Raw genomic sequence first — 20,236 nt, forward strand, 5'->3', positions numbered from 1 at the left:
ATGTAGTGTACGTTAAGCAATCTCTCTTAAGTACATGAATATGCAACAAAAAGTATATTCTGTTTAAAGTGTTCTGTTTGGCATGAAAAGCATACTCCTATTAGAGAGTGCAATTAACAAAAGTAAGGCAATGCACTATCTCCATGGTTTAAAAGATATTACTTTAGATGCTTTTGAAATTATAAATTGGATTAACAGCAAAGATGGGAATTTTCTTTGGATGCCTTCATATTCTTTCTAAATAAGACTGTATTCCGGGTTCATAAATAAATCAAACAGATATAACTCTTGCCCTAATCTGGCATACAAAAGTTAGAACTTCTTATAAAATTCTTAATCGTCTCAATATTTACCTCAAATACACGATTGCATTAAATCTGGATTTTGATTGACAAGTTATAGAATAAGAAAAAGCTTTATTTAGAATAAGAATGTTGTACAGTTGTCAATAAATTGGCTATGGATTGAGAGATATTCCGGATTTTTATTAATCTCTTTGCAAAACAACAACAATAATATGGCTAGCTTTATACTTACTCTTACAAGAGCTCATATAAATTCCTTGTGTCATATTGATAAAAATCAAGTTGACGGTGATTTTTTGGATAATTCTTAGCTCGAGAATAGAACATACGTACTATAAAAACTTTTACGAAGCTTCAGAAATTGAAGCTTAATAGAGCCTTAAAGACTTGGATAAATAGTTTTGCCATAAAAATATTGCCTCCATCTTCCAAAATTATAAAAAAACATGTAAAAGGTTTTCTAATAGTCAGGCAAAGAATGTAAAGACTTTACCTCAAATGAAATTTCATTAAACGAAAAGAAGAAAATTTATGCAATTGCGTAACATTGCCATCATTGCCCACGTTGACCATGGGAAAACAACGCTTGTAGACGGGCTTCTCAAGCAATCAGGAAACTTCCGTGATAATCAGCGTACAAGCGAACGTATGATGGATTCAAACGATATTGAGAAAGAACGCGGAATTACAATCCTAGCGAAAGTGACATCTGTTGTTTGGAAAGATACTCGAATTAATATTGTTGATACACCAGGACACGCCGACTTTGGTGGAGAAGTTGAACGCATCCTCAATATGGTTGATGGAGCCATTGTACTTGTTGATGCTGCTGAAGGACCGATGCCACAAACAAAATTTGTCGTTGGCAAAGCATTGAAAGTAGGATTGCGCCCTATTGTTGCTATTAATAAAATTGACCGACCGGATGCACGCGTTGATGAAGTCATTAATGAGGTTTTTGACCTTTTCGCTGCTCTTGACGCAACCGATGAACAGCTTGATTTTCCTATTCTTTATGGATCTGGACGCGATGGATGGATGGCGGAAGCCCCTGAAGGACCAAAAGATCAGGGATTAGGTCCTTTATTTGATCTTGTGACGCAGCATGTCCCTTCTCCTAGTGTAGCAGAAGGACCGTTTCGCATGATTGGAACTATTCTTGAAGCGGATCCGTTTTTGGGACGAATTATTACAGGACGGATTCATTCTGGCTCTTTGAAACCCAATCAAAATGTCAAGGTTCTTGGACAAGATGGAAAACTTTTAGAAACTGGGCGTATTTCAAAAATTTTAGCGTTTCGTGGCTTAGAACGGCAACCTATTGAAGAAGGAAGTGCTGGTGATATTGTTGCGATTGCAGGTCTGCAAAAAGGTACCGTAGCTGATACTTTCTGTGATCCTACTGTCAATGAACCCCTTACTGCCCAACCAATTGATCCTCCTACTGTTACTATGAGTTTTCTCGTCAACGATAGTCCCCTTGCTGGAACTGAAGGCGATAAAGTAACAAGCCGTGTCATTCGTGACCGATTGTTAAAAGAAGCAGAAGGCAATGTCGCTCTTAAAATTGAAGAATCAGCCGATAAAGATTCTTTCTACGTTTCAGGACGAGGAGAATTACAGCTTGCAGTTCTCATTGAAAATATGCGCCGTGAAGGATTTGAACTTAGTGTTTCACGCCCACGTGTTGTTATGCAAAAAGATGAAAATGGAATAACTCTTGAGCCAATCGAAGAAGTTGTTATCGATGTTGATGAAGAATATTCCGGTATTGTTGTACAAAAAATGTCTGAACGTAAAGGCGAAATGGTGGAGTTACGTCCTTCTGGAGGTAATCGTGTCCGCCTTGTCTTTTATGCACCAACCCGAGGACTCATTGGTTATCAATCTGAACTTTTAACGGACACACGTGGTACAGCAATTATGAATCGCCTTTTCCATGCTTATGAACCTTATAAAGGAGACATTGCTGGTCGTGTTAATGGTGTTATGATTTCAAATGACAACGGTGAATCTGTCGCTTATGCTCTTTTTAATCTTGAAGATCGTGGACCTATGATCATCGATGCGGGTGTGAAAGTCTATCAAGGTATGATTATTGGCATCCACTCACGAGATAATGACTTAGAAGTCAATGTCTTAAAAGGGAAAAAACTCACCAATATGCGCGCTTCTGGAAAAGATGAGGCCGTAAAGTTAACGCCTCCCATTAAAATGACATTAGAACGCGCCTTATCGTGGATACAAGATGATGAACTTGTGGAAGTAACCCCTAAAAATATTCGTCTCCGCAAACTCTATCTTGATCCTAATGAACGTAAACGTTTTGAAAAAACACGTACATCAATTTCAAGTTAATTTCATAATCTCTTTGGTAAAATATTTAATTGTATTGAGCCTCACTATATTCCAGAAAGGATGTCTCTATGAATATTAAGGAAATACCCGTAGGCAAAAATCCACCAGAAGATATTAACGTTATTGTGGAAGTCTCCCTTGGTGGTCAACCAATAAAATATGAGATGGATAAAAAGTCGGGTGCATTATTTGTTGACCGTTTTCTTCATACATCAATGGTTTATCCTGGAAATTACGGTTTTGTCCCTCATACGCTTTCAGATGATGGTGATCCTATTGATGTCCTTATCTGTAATACCCGTCCACTTATGCCTGGTTGTGTTATCAATGTTCGCCCCATCGGAGCTCTAATGATGGAAGATGATGGTGGTAAAGATGAAAAAATTATTGCCATTCCCACTACAAAATTAACAAAACGCTATATCAATATTCATGACTATACAGACCTGCCCGAGATTACACTCAAACAAATTGAACATTTCTTCAAACATTACAAAGATCTGGAACCTGGAAAATGGGCTAAAATTGAAGGATGGCGTGATAAAAACTTTGCGCATGAATTAATTAAGCAAGCTGTTGAGCGCAATAAAAAAATATAACGATTTTAATAGAATAAAGCCTATTTTTTATAGGCTTTGTTATTTATTTTTTCTACGAGATGTAATCTCTAAAGGATTGCCATATCTGTTTTAGCTCTTCTAAATGTGTTGAAAAGTAAAGTTGTTTGTAGCGAGATATTGCACCGTTTTTCAGAGAAATAGAAGAAGATGGGATTCTCCACTGCTTCGCAAGAAATTTAATGAGAGCTTTATTCGCTTTTCCATCTTCAGGAACAGCACGAAGGCGTATAACCAGATATTGTTTTTCACCATCCCTACATTCAACCCCTATTATTTTGTCAACAGATGATTTTGGAATGAGATATACAAACAAAATCAAGTTATTTTTATCAACTTGATAAAACATGTATTCGCCTCAAGTAATATTTCTATACATACATGTTTGCGTAAACGCGCCACATAAAAGTACGAATAAAATAAATAATAATGAACACTACAATAGGTGAAATATCAATCGTTCCAAAATTTGGTAAAATTTGCCGGATACGGCTTAGAACGGGATTTGTAAGACGATATAGAAAGCTTCCTATCAAAACAACAAAGCGATTGCGCGAATTTATGATATTAAAGACATAAAGCCAAGAAAAAATGACACTCGCGATTAAAATATCAATATAAATCTCAAAAATCAAATCAATCGTTCGAAGCAATGCATAAATCATGCGTCATCCCTTTCAATCAAGGAAACAGAAGAGCGTATAGAAAACCTTCATTAAAGCAGGTCTGTGTATCAAAAAATGGTTTTATATTTCAATACTCTTTTTTCTTGAATAAAAACCAGACATCTAAATTCTTCATCTCTCTATTTAATGACGATGCAGTTAGAAAACAAATATCAAAATTAAAAATAGCACATAAAATAGAAGAAACGGCAAAAAATCTGAATATCCCTTATAGGATTAATCTTAAATCTCATCGTTTTAATTATTAATTATAAAAAACAAACAAACTAAAAACGGCCTTTTAAAGGCCGCTTTTAGTTTTAAAATTATTTCTGCAAAGCAGTCAAACGATTAAGAGCACTGCTAAAACCATCTAGCTGAACAAATAAATCATTCAAAGCTGGTTCACCTGCAGCAGCAATTGTCATCGCCAACTTTAACTGTTTTCCAGAACGTAAAGCTGCTACGTGATTTTTGTCAAAAACGACAGGAACCACACAACCTGCTGGTACACAAGTCCGGATACCGGTTTCGATAACAGCTTTTCCCTCATCAACTTGTAAACGAACAGGTTTAGAAACCAAAATGCCAAAAGGAACTGTTAAATTACCAGATACAACACCCTCAGCATCGAGAGTAAGGCCCATAGCCACAACAACACGCCCCTGCTCATTTACTTCTTGACGGTGCATAAAACAAATTCTTTTCCCTTCTTGTATACCACAGTTAATAGTCCACAAACCGTAGGTTTCAGTCAAAGAAGAAGCTCCATTTGGCAATGTCGCTGCCGCATCTTTTGATGCAGGAGGCTTTGAACTTGTTGCAAATGCAACAGATGAAATACTCAAGAGAGTAAAAACTATAAGTAAATTAAATAACTTTTTCATTTTATATTCCTGTTCTTTACATAAAAGATAAACATGTTTATTATTTATTATAATATAAAGCATCTTAATAAAAAAAGCTTTCTCATAATCATATAGCTTTTATAATGGTCTAAGGCTACCTCGAAATTCGCTGACAACTTTCGTATAAACGTGCTTTTTAAAAGAAACAGCAATCAACGGAAGGGTTTCTAGATCAATCCATTTCCATTGATCGAATTCCGCTTTATTGCCATCTGGTGGCGGATTAATCGCAATTTCAGAAAGCTTTCCTGTAAACTGGAAAGCAAACCATTTTTGTATTTGCCCACGATATTTATTTGTTAATGTGCACCCAATAAGTTCTTGTGGAAAATCATAATGGAACCAATTTTGTGCTTCTTTAATCAACTTTACAGATCGAATACCCGTTTCTTCATAAAGTTCACGATATGCCGCATCTAATGGTTTTTCATCTTCATCAATCCCTCCTTGAGGAAGCTGCCAACGATGAGATATGTCAATATCTGCATCTGCATGAATGGGCATCATTAAACGACGCCCAACCCACACTTTCCCCTCATGATTAAAGACAACAATCCCAACACATTTGCGATATGGAAGAATCTTCAAATTAATACCTGCATCCATTTAATATTCCTCAAAATCGCAAGCTATAGATATCAATTCTCACTGTAATACATCCTTATTGGGATCTGGTGGAAATGCTGCATTTGACATTTCACCTCGTAACAGTTTATAGGCCTCATTCAATTGAATATCATCTTTAGGGTCTTTGGGAACAAAAGCAGCTGAACCAGATCCTTTATTACTTTCTCGTTTTCCTTTGATATGTCCTTTTAATGCAGACTCACCAACTTTTACATCATAACCTTTATATTTTTCAGGGAGAGGTTGCTCTACAATAATATCAGGCGTAATCCCTGTTCCTTGAATAGAAGTGCCTGATGGCGTGTAATAAAGTGCTGTTGTTAAGCGTAAAGCCCCATTTTCACCCAAAGGAATAATTGTTTGAACAGATCCTTTACCAAAAGACTGCGTCCCTAAAATTGTTGCACGACGATGATCTTGCAATGCACCCGCAACAATTTCAGAAGCACTTGCTGAACCACCATTAATAAGAACAATGAGCGGTTTTCCATTGATGACATCACCTGGCTTCGCATCAAATCTTGTCACATCACTCTTTTTGCGCCCACGAGTCGACACAATTTCACCCTTATTGAGAAAAGCACTCGAAACATTAACAGCTTGATCTAAAAGCCCACCCGGATTAAGCCGCAAATCAAGGACGTAACCTTTTAGCTTATCTTCAGGAATTTTAGATTGGATATCTTTAATTGCCGCTAGAAGATTATTTAATGTCTGTTCAGAAAACTGGATAACTCTTAAATATCCAATATCACCCTCAACCCGATATTTCACCGCTTTTACTTTGATAATATCACGAACAATCTTCACTTCAAATGGCTTATCAACGCCAGAACGAATAATTGTTAAGGTAATTGGTGTTCCAGGAGCACCTCGCATCTTATTAACAGCTTCATTCAATGTTTGACCATTCGTTTGTACATCATCAATTTTTGAAATAAGGTCTCCTGCTAGAATACCTGCTTTTGAAGCGGGAGTATCATCCATTGGTGAAACAACTTTAATTAAGTTTTTTTCCATAGTGACCTCAATACCAAGACCTCCGAACTCTCCTTTCGTAGAATCCCGCATATCCTTGGCTTCTTCAGCATTCAAATAAGATGAATGAGGGTCCAGTGATGTGAGCATGCCATTGATAGCGTTTTCAATAAGCTTTTTATCATCTGGAACTGTAACGTATTGCATACGTACACGCTCAAAAACATCGCCAAATATAGCTAGCTTTTTATATGCATTATCTTCATTATTCGCAGCAACAGACTGCACCATAATCATTGAACAGGCGCCGAGCAATACCCCAGCGACCAAAAGAATAACTTTACGAATCATTTTGGCTCCTTCTTATTTTTTCAGTCTGCCACCAAGGAGTTGGATTTACAGGTTTCCCCTGCTTTCTAAACTCAATGTAAAGCATTGGAGAAGTTTTTCCTATATCCAATGCAACACTGTTTGAAATAAATTGCATTTCCATTATACCCAGAGGCTCACCTGAAAGAACAAACTGCCCCTGTTTTACATTAATTCTCGACATTCCAGTAAGAATGATATGATAACCATTTCCAACATTGAGAATGATTAAATGTCCGTAAGAACGAAATGGCCCAGCAAAAGCAACAAAAGCATCTACAGGTGATATAACAACAGCTCCTGACTCTGTTTCTATCGTTTCACCAAAGCGCGTAATCTGCGAACTTTTATTAGAATGACGTATTCTTTTTCCTGAAACAGGAAAAAGTAAAGAACCTTTTCGGCTTTCAAAATTGGACTGTTCTAACAATTGCAAACTTTTCCGTACCTGTACTGATGCATCAGAGCTAAATTTTGACTGACGGTCGAGCTCTAAAATCAATTCTTCCAAAGACTGCGCTTTTTTAGCAAGAGCAATATTTTTTTGTTGCTGTTCTGTAAGTTCTTTTTCTGATTTTTTTTGTAGTTTGTTTTTTTGGTCTAATAAAAGCTCTAGACGTTTTCGCTGCTCTGCTTGATTTTGCAGTTTTGTCTTTAATGCCTTATATTCCGTAGTAATGGAATTACTCAAATTGGTCAACTCCTTGAGTTTTTCTGTTAAATCTCGCGTTTTCTCTTGCATCTGAGGAATAACAGTACCTAATAAAACGGAACTACGTATAGAAGCCAACGCGTCCTCTGGCTGTATCATAAGAGCAGGAGGCGGATTCAATCCCATACGCTCCAAAAGTGCAAGAACTTCCGCAAATTCAGCACGACGATTTTTTAAACTTTGATAGACTTGTACCCGCTTTTCTATCATTTTTTTAAGCTTTTCTTCCCTTTTAGCAATATCATCTGCTACTATACGTTCTTCTTTAGCCGCCTTTATGAGTGCATCACTCAAAACACGTTGATCTTTTTTTAAATGCTCAACTTGATGCATAAGAAAAGCAACACGCTCACGCGAAAGTGAAATATTTTGGCGAATTTCTCCTAATTCTTTATGGACTTCCGTACTCCTCATTGTATCTTCCGCATGCGATACAGAAAAGCAAAAAAATATACTCAAGAGCAGAATGACAAATATGACGCACTCCTCATATAAATATAGCATCTTTCTATGAAGAAGCTTTTTCATTTGCAAAAACCATGACACCTCATTGTATACATTAGAGATGCTTTAAATGGTGTCAGCTAAAACAATATTAATAAACATATAAATAAGTGCTAAAAATTGAACAAAAATATTAAAAACGATGATACGGATGATGATTTTCAATTGTTACAGCGCGGTAAAGTTGTTCTGTAAGAAGAATACGTGCAATTTGATGTGGCCACGTCATCAAACCAAAAGATAAAAGAAAATCAGCACGCTTCCTTATTTGTTCATTATGCCCATCAGGTCCTCCCAAAGCAATGACGACATCTCGAATGCCCTCATCACGATAACGCCTCAATTTTTCAGAAAAAGAAATTGACGAAATCGATTCTCCACGCTCATCTAACACAATTAATCGACATTTTTCAGGTAAAAATTCAATAAGTTTTCTCCCCTCTTCCTCCATACGTTGATAAACTGTTTGAGCACGACTTTCTGGTATCTCTTGTAACTTTTTTAAATGAAAGCCTACATCTCCAGAAATTTTAGAAAAACGATCCAAATAATGCTGAACTAATTTTTGCTCCGCCCCACTTTTCATACGACCAACCGCAAAAATAGAAATTTGCATTTTAATGATCTCCGAAGAGAAGCAAAGCCGTATCGTTTAAATCCGGCGTCATCCATATTTTTTCTAAATTATAAAAAAGACGAATTTCTGGACGAAAAAGATGAATGATAATATCACCTGTATCAATCAATACCCAGTCACCTCCAGCAAGCCCTTCTACACGCGCAAGCCCCTGCCCACTATCTTTCCAAGTATGTAATAAATGATCAGCAACAGACGATACATGACGCTGCGAATTTGCTGAAGCTATGACCATATAATCAGCCAAAGATGACTTCCCTCGAATATCAATAGCAACAATATCTTCTGCTTTTGTATCTTCTAAACTCTTGAGAATAACTTCAAGACTCTCACTAACAGAAAAAACTTTTTTTTCTTTTGAAGGCATAATATCGTAAGAGTGTTTGTGTGCAATGTTTTTCAGATCAATATCCTTTCTTATCGTTGTGGAATCTAAAAAAGAGACTTCTCTAAAGAGAAGCAGAATCTTATGAAATGTTCAAGAAAAATCATTCTTCTTCAAACGAAGGTTTGTTGAAGATTGAAAAGATAAAGGTCCATGCAAATAAGTCCAAACTGGTGGCTTGATAAAAGGTAATCGCTTACTTTCTCTCTCATCCAAACGAAAACGGCGATAAATATGTGCCATAGGAGAGGAAAGTGCTGACCGATTGCCTAAAGGACGATCAATAATCGCAATAGGAAGCATAGAGACGATATCATGCCAACGATACCAATGATGTATCGTCGCAAAACTATCTGCCCCCATAATCCATACAAAATTTACGCCACTGTAATGAGTAAGAATATGAAAAATCGTATCTACTGATACTTTGCTCCCTATAGCCTGTTCAAAACCTGTCAAGCGAATTTTTGGATGGTCAATAAGTTTAAAACTTAATTGCATTCTCTCCTCTAAAGAGGGTAACTGTGTACAATCCTTTAAAGGATTTCCTGGAGAGATCATCCACCATAACTGATCAAGATGCAAACGCCGAATGGCAATTTTTGCAACAAGAAGATGCCCCGCATGCGGTGGATTAAAGGAACCACCAAAAAGACCCACAACATTAGATCTTTCAACATGTGGCATACAATTTTTCCATGGAAAAAATGGTGTTCTCAAGCTCTAACCTGACCATTTCCTTTAACGTAATATTGAAATGATGTTAGCTGTTCAACACCTATGGGACCACGTGCATGCATTTTTCCTGTTGCGATACCAATTTCCATTCCAAAACCAAATTCACCTCCATCAGCAAATTGTGTAGATGCATTGTGCAATAAAATAGCTGAATCTAAATGATTAAAAAAATTCTTCACCACTTCCAAATCCTCAGCAATAATCGATTCCGTATGTCCTGATGAATAACGCTTGATATGAGCAATGGCTCCCTCAACACCCTCAACCGTTTTAACAGAAAGAATAGCATCAAGATATTCATGCGACCAATCTTCTTCAGAAGCTAATTTGACATCTGGCATAAGAAAAACAATATCTTCTGTGGCACGAATTTCACACCCCTTTTCCTGTAAAGCAGTTAAAACAGGAAGAAATTTTTTTAATGCTTGGCTGTCAATGAGAACTGTCTCAACAGCACCGCATATCCCTGTTCGCCGCAGCTTTGCATTTAAAACAATATTGCGTGCCATATCTAAATCTGCCGATTTATCAATATAAATATGACAAAGTCCCTCCAAATGAGCAAAAATTGGAACACGTGCATCAGACTGAACACGAGCAACAAGGCTCTTTCCACCACGTGGTACGATCACATCAATCGCTCCATCCAACCCTTTGAGCATTTCCCCAACGGCAGCACGATCTGTCGTTCCAACCATTTGGATAGCATCTTTGGGTAAACCAGAGCGCTCTAAACCTTGTACCAAAGCTAAATGAAGAGCATGAGAAGAATGAAAGCTATCCGAACCACCGCGCAAAATCGCAGCATTACCTGCTTTTAAGCACAAAGAACTCGCATCAACTGTAACATTGGGACGACTTTCATAAATAATGCCAATCACACCAAGAGGTGTTCGTACACGACTTATATGAAGCCCATTTGGACGCGTCCATTCATCCATCACTTGTCCAACAGGATCAGATAAACGAGCAACTTGGCGAACACTGTCTATCATTGCACGTAAACGCAAATCATCTAATTTTAGCCGATCAATCATTGCAGCTTTCAAATTATTCTGAGCAGCATTCTCTAAATCTTGACAATTCGCCCGTAAAATTTCATCTGACTGAGCCTCTAAACTTAAAGCGATCATTTCTAATGCATTGTTCTTTTGCTCAGAAGAAGCAACAGCCAATGCTGCAGCGGCATAGCGTGCTTTTTGTCCCATATCTTTCATTTTTTCTTCTAAAGTCATCGTAACATCCACTCTGCCAAAACAATAAAAACAAAAGTAACTTTTTTAAACAGAATTGATCAAGAAACGTACAATCATATCATTACGATGCACCATAGCAGAGCGCGCCTCATACCCAAGAATAGCTTCGATTTCTTCACTTTTATGTCCTATAATGCGTACAGCCTCATCTTTGTCATAGCTTACAAGTCCACGCGCAATCTCAACTCCATCTGTACCAACAATTGCAACCGTATCCCCACGCTGGAAATTTCCCTCAACGGCAATAACCCCTGCAGCTAATAATGATTTTCCTGATTCAAGAGCCCTAATGGCTCCTTGATCAATCGTCAAAACACCAGATGGATCTAAATGACCAGAAATCCATGTTTTCCAAGCATTGACAGATTTCTTACTTGCCGCAAAAAAACTCTTGCGTTCACCTTTGTCAATTGCAGCAAGAGGATTCATACGCTTGCCTGAGGTGATAATCATCGCCGTTCCAGCAGCATTAGCTATTTTTCCGGCTTCAAGCTTAGTCTTCATTCCTCCCCGTGAAAACTCTGAAGCAGCAACATCTGCCATTTTTTCGATATCATGCGTAATGGATGCAACAAAAGGTATAAATTCAGCCGTAGGATCACTATGGGGAGACTTTGTATAAAGACCATCAATATCGGATAAAAGTATTAAAAGATCTGCCCTCACCATTGTTGCCACACGTGCAGCTAAACGATCATTATCACCATAACGAATTTCAGTTGTTGCAACAGTATCATTCTCATTAATAACAGGCACAGCTCCCAAATATAAAAGCGTCTCAATCGTTGCACGTGCATTGAGATAACGCCTTCGCTCCTCCGTATCAAATAAAGTGAGCAAAATTTGGCCTGTTTTGAGCCCATGTTGAGCAAGCGCATCACCATAGGTTTTTGCTAACTCAATTTGCCCCAAAGCAGCACATGCCTGGCTTTCTTCCAATTTCAAAGCCCCCTTAGGAAGCTGTAGCAATGTCCTTCCTAAAGCAATAGCACCTGAAGACACCAATAATATCTCTACGCCTCCTTTGTGTAATTCAACAACATCATTGATCAAGCTTTTAAGCCATTCAACCCGTAAACCCGCCTGAGGATCAACCAAAAGGGCAGATCCAATCTTGACCACAATACGTTTATAGTGTGTAAGTTTTTGCGATCCAACAGCCATCTCAATCAACCTTGCTATCCCCACTGATCTCCTCTTTGCGTGACATTTCAATAATATGTGCACCAGCACGCAGCACATTTTCTAAACCTTCGCGGCTAACCGCAGAAAACATCATAACTGGTTGATCCGCTGCTCTTTGCAAAGCTTCCCGTTTAGCTTCACGCTCTTCAATTGTCAGAGTATCTATCTGGCTTAAAGCAACAATTTCAGTTTTATCACTTAGATTATTTCCATATGCCTCAAGTTCATGACGCACAATTTGATATGCTTTTGCTACATCTTCTTCTTGAGAAGAAATTAGATGAAGCAGTACGCGACAACGTTCCACATGTCCTAAAAAACGATCTCCAATTCCCACACCTTCATGCGCTCCTTCAATTAATCCTGGAATATCAGCCAAAACAAATTCACGACCATCAATACGTACAACACCAAGATGAGGATGTAGAGTGGTAAAAGGATAATCTGCAACTTTTGGTTTTGCAGCCGTTACAGAAGCTAAAAAAGTTGATTTTCCAGCATTTGGTAAACCAACAAGCCCCGCATCAGCAATTAACTTCAAACGAAGCCATATTGCACGCTCTTCTCCAGACAAACCTGGATTTGCACGACGCGGTGCCCGATTTGTCGATGTTGTAAAGTGAAGATTGCCAAAACCGCCATTCCCTCCTTTTGCAAGGCGATAGCGCTGTCCCACTTCCGTTAAATCACATATTAACGTTGTATTATCTTCTTCAAAAATTTGCGTCCCAACCGGAACTTTAAGGATGACATCATCACCCTTCTCACCCGTCATATTACGCCCCTTGCCATGTCCCCCTGTTTTTGCTTTAAAATGCTGCTGGTACCGATAATCAATCAGCGTGTTAAGTCCATCAACAACAAGAGCCCAGACATCACCACCCCGTCCTCCATTCCCTCCATCAGGCCCCCCAAATTCTATGAATTTTTCACGGCGAAATGATACTGCTCCAGAACCTCCATTACCAGAACGAATATAAACTTTAGCTTGATCAAGAAATTTCATTGGAAACACTCACTGAGGAATCAATCTCTCTACCTCTATAGGCAATACATTAATTTTACCAGTTTTTCATCATTGATAACAGAAAAACTGTCACTATCGCTGATAACTCTTTGAGAAAAAAATCATCGCATTTAAATAGGTTAAGTAAAATTAAGTCTTCTTAAAAGAAGGTGCTATTCTTGTACTTTTGTTTTTCCCTTAAATTCAAGTGCTAGAAGATAAAGCTCTACTGATTCTGATCGGCTTGCGGGTGGTTTAACATGGTAGACTTTTTTAAAATGCTGTTTTAATCTTGCAAGAAGAGTGTTTTCTGCTCCCCCTTGAAAAGCCTTTGCTAAAAAATATCCCCCAGGCTTGAGAACCGAAAGAGCAAAATCAGCCGCAACTTCACATAAATAAATCGTTCTTAAATGATCCGTCTGACGATGACCTGTTGTTGGCGCTGCCATATCAGAAAGAACCACATCCGGTTTTGTCCCTAAAGTTTCAATTAATTTCTGCGGTGCATCTGTATGCAAAAAATCCATTTCCAACATGGCAACTCTAGGCAATGGATCAACATGTAAATAATCAATACCAACAACGCTAGGATCCTCATCACTTGACCCTACTATACGCTCAACCACCTGACACCAGCCTCCAGGTGCTGCTCCTAGATCAATAACCTTTTGACCTTTTTTCAAAAACCTATAGCGCTCATTAATTTCAATGAGTTTATAAGCCGCACGCGAACGATACCCATCTACTTTTGATTGATGGACATAAGGATCATTCAGATGCCTCTCTAACCATCGTCGTGATGAAGCTTTAATGGTTCCTGCTTTCTTTTTTACGCGCTGATATAATTCATGTGACCCTGAACCTCCATAGCCACCTCTCGGTGTTTTTGTTGTTTTTTTCATCGTTATTCATTGTCTCCATATTTAATTCTCTAACGCTTGAAATCTCTGCTCTTTCTACGACGACACCATACCCCATCGCGTAACATTAGCTCTATCAAAATTCCTTCCCTTAATCCACGATCAGCAACTCTTAAACGCTGACTTGGCCAAACTTCCCGAATAACATCTAAAATTGCACAACCAGCTAAAACTAAATCTGCTCTCTCGCGCCCAATAAAAGGACTTATGACACGTTTTTCTATATCCCATGATAATAGACGTTGTGTCATAAGTGTAATGTCTGCATCCTTCATCCAAATGCCATCCACTTTTTTCCTATCATAACGCTCTAAATTAAGATACATTCCTGCTAAAGTCGTAACTGTACCGGAGGTTCCCAAAAGATGAAACTTTGAACCTTGTGCTAACTCTCCTAATTTATGACGATCTGAAAAATTATTTAATAACCCTCGCACATAACTTTTCATTTTTTCAAAATCGTCTAAGCTAATATCATTCCCTCCAAAACGTTCAGCAAGCGTAACAACACCAACAGGAAGAGAAGTCCAAGCGATAATTTGTCGAGCTAAACGAAAAGAACGCTTTTGAGAAACATCAAGTAGCACAATTTCTGATGATCCTCCTCCAATATCAAAAAGCACAATTGCGTCAGTATTTGGTTCAACAAGTGTACTACACCCTGTAACAGCAAAACGCGCTTCTGTTTGCCGATCAACAATTTCCAATTCAAGACCTGTCTCCTCCAAAACACGCTGAATAAAATGTCTACCATTTTCTGCAGAACGACAAGCTTCCGTTGCAATCAAGCGATAACGCTTAATATGCCTTTGTTTTAGCTTTAAATGACAAATCTTTAATGCTTCAATCGCACGATCCATAGCTTGTGTATTAAGAAAACCGTTATTTATTAAACCTTCTCCCAATCGTACAATACGAGAAAAAGCATCAACAACACGAAAATATCCAGGTTTACTGGGAGATGCGATAAGAAGACGACAATTATTTGTTCCGAGATCAAGTGCCGCATAAAGAGGTGGAGATTTTACTGGATGGAACCGTCGAAGAAAAGGTGCTTTGAGTTTTTTTGTTTTTTGAGCACCTATCATTATCTGATTATGAAACTCAAAAGCTGCCTCAGATTGAACAAAAACCTGTTTCTGTTCATAATGTTTTTTTCTCTGTTGTCTCTTTATATCAACAAGGACAGAGTATGCCTCTGTTCGTGACAATGCAGAAAGATTATTTGTATTACTACCGCACTGATCATACAATTGATCTGCTTTGGTATCGTATATTTCTCCTTGCTTTAACTCTTTTGAACCATAATTTAACGGGGTCATGTCCCTTATCCCTTGAGCGTCCCCCAATAAATAAACGCGAAAACTCTTCTGCTCATTCCTAAATAAAGCAATAATGCAGCATCAAATGATATATACAAGAAATCATTCTTTCTTTTTCTATCATTAAAATTTTCTACACTAACATCATTCAGTTTTTTGTATAATCTTTCGGTTGTTTCCGTGAAATCATGCATCTCTTTATGAACTTAAAACTATAAATTAATCGTTTACGTTCACATCAATTTTTATAAATTATGCTCTTTTCTTTATACCATTTACACGGAGCATACCTCTATTGTAACAAACCTACACTATCATACTATTTGCTGACTTTTAAGGTTACAACAACCTATACATTAGTACGGTTTATAAGAAAAAAAATTTTTTTTCGTTATCCACACACAAACCTCGTTGTTATATGCAATGAAATGGCTTTGATTATGCTGGAATAAAAGTTCCATAGTACTACAAAATGCAATTACAATAGCTGTTATTTCGTGAATACCAATAAAAACTATCGTTCAAAAAAACTCTAGAATTATAAATTTATCTGAAAAATATTAATGCTTAATCAGACCGCTTTAAAAATCCATTTTAAGCTTAAAAAAATAATTTAGTCTACTCATTATTGTAAGGAAGAAATCGAGTATTTCTAATCTTTTTTACTTTTAATAACTAACGAAATCACTCTTTAAGCATTATAGGAAACACTAACTTGATTTTCTATTACATATAAAGAACTTACTGTGACTTTATATTCATAAAACTCTCACTCTTTCCAATAAATCACCTCGATATCATATTATATAAAACTTCTTACTTATTTGACCTTATAATTTACACTCAAAAATATAATACAACAATTTATGGAAAAATGACTCTTGTTAAAAATACTCGATGAATTCTAAGGACGGAAAGAATTAAGTGCTGCATTTAACCCTTTAAATGGTACAGTAAAAGAAAATACCTTACCTTCTTTAGTTTTATAGGAAATACGTACCTTATTGTTCTGCTCTATTTGTTTAGTCAAAACCGGCCCTACAGGTGATTGTGCTAAACAAACCGTTTCATTACATTGCGTATAATTAATAAGAACAGGTTTTTTAACATCTTTTACAAACATTTGAATCGGAACATTTATATCAGAATTTGGCAATGTTCGAAAAAGCATCACTGCTTGACCACTTGTCGTAGAAACAAGAGACCAACTAAAAATGGTATTTCCTTCTTGATCATGAACCGTCTGTGTCACATTACATATACCTTGCTTATGTTTAAGCTTTTGTTTTTCGTCACAAATCAAAGTCCAATCATAAAACTGCATAATAATTCGACGTGTTTCGCCAGGTTCTCCCTTAGGTATCGATAAGTGCGGTGGATGCACTGTATAAATATTATTGTTCTCGTTGGCAAAGCTTTCGCTCTTGCCTATTAAGGCAAGAGCAAACAGAACCTTTACTAACATACTTCTCGTTTTTACAATAACAGCCATTTTTTCTATTATCATCTCAACCTCAGAGTAATTCCAGCACCTATTCCCCAATGACCTCCAGCACTTGTCACAGATACATTCGAGCGAATATTTCCATCTTCAGATGTATAACCAGCACCAATAGCAAGTGCAGATTGACTGCGCCATAAACCACTCCCAAATGAAACACTTAAAGATCCTGGTATATCATAGTAACGTAAGTTGGACACCGCTAGACCAATAGCAGCAGCTTGTCTTGCTTCTTTCCGAACATCCTGAATAGCATAATTCAACGTCTCAAACTTTATATCCGTATAGGATTTCGACTCGTTAACAGCATCATTGACAAGACCACTAACTTTCTCATCCGTATACTTATTGGCATCTTCAAGAACTATCTTCATCTGCTCTTCAGTATAATCATGCAACTGACCGCCATTAACAGCTTGCTGAGAACCTGTTTCAATCTTGCCTGCCGCTACATTGTCTATCATAACAGGTTCGCTGTCATTGCCTCCTACTAACGTAATGCTATTGGTCTTTTTCCCATCACTATCTTTGTCATAGGAAACAACGCCATCCGTTACGGCTACTTCAATATCTTTCACATGTTGATCTATCGTATCTACTTTGTCTTCAACCTCTTTTACCCTCTCATTCGTACTCCAAAGCTGACCACCATTAACAACTTCTTGCGAGCCTTCTTCTATCTTACCATCCAATACATTCGTAATCTTACTCGACTTACCATCATGCTTCGCATCATACGCGCCTTCTTCTTCATTCCAATTCAAACCATTGCTCGCCACATTCTTCTCAACATCATGAATACGCTCGTTGATACTCGTCATACCATCACTGACACCATCAAAAGCTCCTGCTACATCATGATAGATCTTCTTTTCTGACGAACTACCATCAGAATTGAATTGTGAAACCTTGAATTCCGGAGCCCTCCATTCGCCACCTTCATAGCTAGCTCCCCCTCCTAAATACATCGCTAGCGTCTGATGCAAGGAATAAAGCTGTGAACCATTCACGGCTTCCGTCGAGCCTTCAGAAAGTGTTCCAGCTTTCACGCCAGAGAGACTACGTGTATCACCATTCATGTTTGCAATTGTGATTGCACTACCCTCTTTTTCACCACCTATCTTGATTACCTTCGTAGCATCATCCTGCTTAACAAGACTATCTACTACAACTTTATTAATCTCATTCTGAAGCTCTTTATGAATATTCATGAATGAATCACCAACACCAGCAAAGGCAGACGCAACATCATCATAGCTCTGCTCTTCAACGGCACTGCCATCTTCTTTGACGATCTTAACTTTGAAGCTTGGAGCACTCCATTGACCTTCCTTATATTCAGCGCCACCACCTAAATAAGTTGCAACAGTCTTATTCGTCTCAAAAAGCTGAGAACCATTGACCGCTTCACTTGAGCTTGCAGAAACCTCTCCATTGGAAAGAAACTTAATTTTACTGTTGCCTTTCTCATCACCCTCTCCATGTGTTGCTACAAACGCCTTTTCAGAATCACTCCACAACAACGCATTCTGCTTAATATTTTCAGTAACCTCCGTGTTGTTTTGAGTAAACTCTTTTTGAAGATTCTCAAAAGATGTTCCTACACCAGCAAATGCTTTCGATACAGTATCATACTTCTTCTCTTCAACTTTAGTACCATCCTCATTAACGATCTTAACTTTGAAACTTGGAGCCGTCCAAGCGCCACCTGCATAACTAGCATCACCACCTAAAGACTGCGCAACACTGTTACCTAGAGCATATAGCTGATTTCCTGCTACAGCATCGCTTGAGCTAGCAGTAATATCACCATTTGCAAGTGATGTGATTTTGCTGTGTGTCTTCTCACCATCTTTTTCTCCATGCAAAGCGACAAAAGCACCTTCAGCCTTGCTCCATGATAAAGAATCTTGTGCAACTCCTTCTGAAACTTCCTTAATACGAGCGTTGATAGTGCTCATGCTGTCATTAATGTCATTAAAAGCACCTGCAACATTATTACTGCTCTTCTTATCACCTTTCGTACCATCATTGCTGAAAGTCTGAATTTGGAAATCCGGATCTTGCCATTCGCCTTTCTCATTATAACCAGCACCACCACCAAAATAGCCAGCAAACTGTTTTTGCAGATCATAAATCTGTCCACCCGTAATCGCATCACTCGAGCCTGATACTATAGAGCCAGCTGCAAGTGATGTAAGCTTGCTGTTCTCTTTATTGTCCCCATGCATCGCTACAAACGCCTCTGCGTCCTTATCCCACAACAGCGCATCGCCTTGAACTTCCTGAGTAATATTCGTGATGTTTTCAGTAAGTTCATTAAACTTATTCGTTAGGTTGTTATTCACATTCTTGAAATTCGTATCAATACCTTCAATGGCTAAACCAACATCACCATAGGATTTTTCTACTACCTCGCCTTTTGCATCAACACTGGATAATTTATAGGTTGGACCCGTGAAAGTACCATCTTTAAAGCTTGTACCTCCACCTAAGTATTTCGCAATATCCTGAGAAACCTTAGAAATCTGACCGCCATTAACCGCATCATGCGAATTCTCACTAATCTGACCTTCGGCAACATTATGCAAACCAACAGGTGCAGAACCCTTACCTTTACCCAAAGTCACACTCGCATAATTAGTGCTGCTATTATCATCACCTGTTTTATCGTAATGAACAACAGCCGATTCATCAGACTGAAGATTGTTAGAAAGCTCCTTCAGACTTTTATCAAGCTGGTCTTTATTAACAGCTTCATTACCTCTCACGGCTTCTTTCACACCGGAAAGAATTCTATCCCCTTTGTCTTTATTTGCGATATTGATTTCATTGCCTTCTACTTCTGTACCAATATTGATAACTTTTGTCTTTTTATCCTGCTTGGCAAGACTATCACTGACTACATTGGTCACATCATTGTGAACATTCGTAATAGAACTTGCAACACCTGCAAGTGCTTCCGCTACACTATTGTAAACCTTTTCCTCACCAGTGCTACCATCATCATTGACAGTTTTAAGTTTGAAGGTGGGTGCAACCCATTTTCCATTTTCATAGCCAGCACCTCCACCAAAATAGGTCGCAAATGTTTGATTCATTGAATAAAGTTGGTTGCCAGTGATCGCTTCTGTTGAACCTTTAGAAATTTCTCCATCTAAAAGAAACTTCAATTTGCTATTGTTTCCTTCCGTTCCATGCTTAGCTACAAATGCATTGGCTTCATTATTCCAATTCAAAGAA

18 protein-coding genes are annotated in these 20,236 nt (G+C 38.0%); 2 read left to right on the plus strand and 16 right to left on the minus strand.

The genetic code is table 11. The annotated features are described in order from the left end of the window. Positions 1-836: 836 nt before the first annotated feature. Together typA and ppa are read left to right on the plus strand one after the other, a co-directional pair. On the plus strand, positions 837-2,663 hold the full coding sequence (gene typA, locus ACFIK4_RS08605) for a translational GTPase TypA (RefSeq protein WP_375675755.1): 1,827 nt from the start codon (positions 837-839) through the stop codon (positions 2,661-2,663). Between the two features lie 68 nt (positions 2,664-2,731). After that, entirely contained in the window at positions 2,732-3,262 is a 531-nt protein-coding gene (gene ppa, locus ACFIK4_RS08610) for an inorganic diphosphatase (protein ID WP_273790629.1), read from the plus strand. 52 nt (positions 3,263-3,314) lie between these two features. Here the strand turns inward: ppa and ACFIK4_RS08615 are convergent, their stop codons facing one another. The 16 genes from ACFIK4_RS08615 to ACFIK4_RS08690 form a co-directional block, all read right to left on the minus strand. Further along, the gene (locus tag ACFIK4_RS08615) at positions 3,315-3,629 is read right to left on the minus strand and encodes a DUF167 domain-containing protein (protein WP_375611858.1); all 315 of its coding nucleotides are present in this window, start codon (positions 3,627-3,629) and stop codon (positions 3,315-3,317) included. A gap of 22 nt (positions 3,630-3,651) precedes the next feature. Next, the gene (locus tag ACFIK4_RS08620; protein WP_375611859.1) at positions 3,652-3,945 is read right to left on the minus strand and encodes a YggT family protein; all 294 of its coding nucleotides are present in this window, start codon (positions 3,943-3,945) and stop codon (positions 3,652-3,654) included. A 326-nt stretch (positions 3,946-4,271) separates the two neighbouring features. After that, positions 4,272-4,832, minus strand: coding sequence for an invasion associated locus B family protein (locus ACFIK4_RS08625; RefSeq protein WP_273790632.1), 561 nt, complete (start codon positions 4,830-4,832; stop codon positions 4,272-4,274). 99 nt (positions 4,833-4,931) lie between these two features. Further along, a complete protein-coding gene (locus tag ACFIK4_RS08630) occupies positions 4,932-5,459 on the minus strand; it encodes an RNA pyrophosphohydrolase (protein ID WP_375675756.1) in 528 nt (175 codons plus the stop codon). A gap of 39 nt (positions 5,460-5,498) precedes the next feature. Next, the gene (locus ACFIK4_RS08635; RefSeq protein ID WP_375675757.1) at positions 5,499-6,809 is read right to left on the minus strand and encodes a S41 family peptidase; all 1,311 of its coding nucleotides are present in this window, start codon (positions 6,807-6,809) and stop codon (positions 5,499-5,501) included. Then, a complete protein-coding gene (locus ACFIK4_RS08640; protein WP_375630013.1) occupies positions 6,799-8,043 on the minus strand; it encodes a murein hydrolase activator EnvC family protein in 1,245 nt (414 codons plus the stop codon). Before ACFIK4_RS08640 ends, ACFIK4_RS08635 begins: the two co-directional genes overlap by 11 nt. A gap of 133 nt (positions 8,044-8,176) precedes the next feature. Next, positions 8,177-8,659: a 23S rRNA (pseudouridine(1915)-N(3))-methyltransferase RlmH gene (rlmH, locus tag ACFIK4_RS08645; protein WP_375629991.1), complete on the minus strand. Its 483-nt coding sequence runs from the start codon at positions 8,657-8,659 to the stop codon at positions 8,177-8,179. Position 8,660: 1 nt separating this feature from the next. Next, a complete protein-coding gene (gene rsfS / locus ACFIK4_RS08650; protein ID WP_375610572.1) occupies positions 8,661-9,047 on the minus strand; it encodes a ribosome silencing factor in 387 nt (128 codons plus the stop codon). A gap of 111 nt (positions 9,048-9,158) precedes the next feature. Then, positions 9,159-9,752 (minus strand): nicotinate-nucleotide adenylyltransferase, encoded by a 594-nt coding sequence (locus tag ACFIK4_RS08655; RefSeq protein ID WP_375621157.1) that lies wholly within the window; start codon positions 9,750-9,752, stop codon positions 9,159-9,161. 29 nt (positions 9,753-9,781) lie between these two features. Next, entirely contained in the window at positions 9,782-11,038 is a 1,257-nt protein-coding gene (locus ACFIK4_RS08660) for a glutamate-5-semialdehyde dehydrogenase (RefSeq protein WP_375675758.1), read from the minus strand. A 45-nt stretch (positions 11,039-11,083) separates the two neighbouring features. Next, complete coding sequence (gene proB / locus ACFIK4_RS08665) at positions 11,084-12,223, minus strand: glutamate 5-kinase (protein ID WP_375627675.1); 1,140 nt, start codon at positions 12,221-12,223, stop codon at positions 11,084-11,086. Position 12,224: 1 nt separating this feature from the next. After that, the gene (obgE, locus tag ACFIK4_RS08670) at positions 12,225-13,250 is read right to left on the minus strand and encodes a GTPase ObgE (protein WP_375668328.1); all 1,026 of its coding nucleotides are present in this window, start codon (positions 13,248-13,250) and stop codon (positions 12,225-12,227) included. Between the two features lie 173 nt (positions 13,251-13,423). Next, positions 13,424-14,152, minus strand: a complete 729-nt coding sequence (locus tag ACFIK4_RS08675) for an RlmE family RNA methyltransferase (RefSeq protein ID WP_375611866.1) — start codon at positions 14,150-14,152, stop codon at positions 13,424-13,426. Positions 14,153-14,181: 29 nt separating this feature from the next. Then, positions 14,182-15,492, minus strand: a complete 1,311-nt coding sequence (locus tag ACFIK4_RS08680) for a Ppx/GppA phosphatase family protein (protein WP_375627678.1) — start codon at positions 15,490-15,492, stop codon at positions 14,182-14,184. 904 nt (positions 15,493-16,396) lie between these two features. Then, positions 16,397-16,999: an invasion associated locus B family protein gene (locus ACFIK4_RS08685; protein ID WP_375675759.1), complete on the minus strand. Its 603-nt coding sequence runs from the start codon at positions 16,997-16,999 to the stop codon at positions 16,397-16,399. Then, the coding region (locus ACFIK4_RS08690) for a Vomp family autotransporter (RefSeq protein WP_375675760.1) at positions 16,996-20,236 on the minus strand (3,241 nt) is incomplete at its 5' end. The genes ACFIK4_RS08690 and ACFIK4_RS08685, both read right to left, overlap by 4 nt.

Origin of the sequence: Bartonella sp. AP9QHHD (assembly GCF_042195625.1) — a bacterium.
Classification (GTDB): Bacteria; Pseudomonadota; Alphaproteobacteria; order Rhizobiales; family Rhizobiaceae; genus Bartonella.

Excerpts from the sequence above, each read along its gene's own strand:
- ACFIK4_RS08660 (WP_375675758.1), bottom strand. The coding sequence starts at position 11,038 with ATGACTTTAGAAGAAAAAATGAAAGATATGGGACAAAAAGCACGCTAT.
- typA (WP_375675755.1), top strand. The coding sequence starts at position 837 with ATGCAATTGCGTAACATTGCCATCATTGCCCACGTTGACCATGGGAAA.
- ACFIK4_RS08630 (WP_375675756.1), bottom strand. The coding sequence starts at position 5,459 with ATGGATGCAGGTATTAATTTGAAGATTCTTCCATATCGCAAATGTGTT.
- ACFIK4_RS08680 (WP_375627678.1), bottom strand. The coding sequence starts at position 15,492 with ATGACCCCGTTAAATTATGGTTCAAAAGAGTTAAAGCAAGGAGAAATA.
- proB (WP_375627675.1), bottom strand. The coding sequence starts at position 12,223 with ATGGCTGTTGGATCGCAAAAACTTACACACTATAAACGTATTGTGGTC.
- ACFIK4_RS08685 (WP_375675759.1), bottom strand. The coding sequence starts at position 16,999 with ATGATAATAGAAAAAATGGCTGTTATTGTAAAAACGAGAAGTATGTTA.
- ACFIK4_RS08620 (WP_375611859.1), bottom strand. The coding sequence starts at position 3,945 with ATGATTTATGCATTGCTTCGAACGATTGATTTGATTTTTGAGATTTAT.
- obgE (WP_375668328.1), bottom strand. The coding sequence starts at position 13,250 with ATGAAATTTCTTGATCAAGCTAAAGTTTATATTCGTTCTGGTAATGGA.
- ACFIK4_RS08675 (WP_375611866.1), bottom strand. The coding sequence starts at position 14,152 with ATGAAAAAAACAACAAAAACACCGAGAGGTGGCTATGGAGGTTCAGGG.
- ACFIK4_RS08635 (WP_375675757.1), bottom strand. The coding sequence starts at position 6,809 with ATGATTCGTAAAGTTATTCTTTTGGTCGCTGGGGTATTGCTCGGCGCC.
- rlmH (WP_375629991.1), bottom strand. The coding sequence starts at position 8,659 with ATGCAAATTTCTATTTTTGCGGTTGGTCGTATGAAAAGTGGGGCGGAG.
- rsfS (WP_375610572.1), bottom strand. The coding sequence starts at position 9,047 with ATGCCTTCAAAAGAAAAAAAAGTTTTTTCTGTTAGTGAGAGTCTTGAA.
- ACFIK4_RS08640 (WP_375630013.1), bottom strand. The coding sequence starts at position 8,043 with ATGCTATATTTATATGAGGAGTGCGTCATATTTGTCATTCTGCTCTTG.
- ACFIK4_RS08615 (WP_375611858.1), bottom strand. The coding sequence starts at position 3,629 with ATGTTTTATCAAGTTGATAAAAATAACTTGATTTTGTTTGTATATCTC.
- ACFIK4_RS08655 (WP_375621157.1), bottom strand. The coding sequence starts at position 9,752 with ATGCCACATGTTGAAAGATCTAATGTTGTGGGTCTTTTTGGTGGTTCC.
- ACFIK4_RS08625 (WP_273790632.1), bottom strand. The coding sequence starts at position 4,832 with ATGAAAAAGTTATTTAATTTACTTATAGTTTTTACTCTCTTGAGTATT.
- ppa (WP_273790629.1), top strand. The coding sequence starts at position 2,732 with ATGAATATTAAGGAAATACCCGTAGGCAAAAATCCACCAGAAGATATT.